The organism is uncultured Kordia sp. (assembly GCF_947489565.1).
Classification (GTDB): domain Bacteria; phylum Bacteroidota; class Bacteroidia; order Flavobacteriales; family Flavobacteriaceae; genus Kordia.
Genome location: NZ_CANLEA010000097.1, coordinates 1 through 210, shown reverse-complemented (window position 1 = coordinate 210; position 210 = coordinate 1). Strand labels below are relative to the sequence as shown.

1 protein-coding gene is annotated in these 210 nt (G+C 42.4%); it reads right to left on the bottom strand.

Annotation, left to right across the window (positions count from 1 at the left end; translation table 11 throughout):
* The coding region (locus tag Q0845_RS27865) for a hypothetical protein (RefSeq protein WP_298521257.1) at window positions 1–210 on the bottom strand (210 nt) is incomplete at both ends.

Sequence of the window (210 nt, the reverse complement as noted above, 5' to 3'; positions counted from 1 at the left end):
CCTACGCTCATTGCTGGTGTATCGTTATCAGTGATCGTTACTGTTCCACTATCATTCGTGTTACTTGTGTTGCCACTGGTTACAGTACCATTTACACTAAAGTCCTCCGTTGGTTCACCGATAGTATCATCTGTAATTGGAATACTTACATCTACTGTGGTTTGTCCCGCTGGGATCGTTGCTGTAACTGTAGTAGTGGTATAATCATCT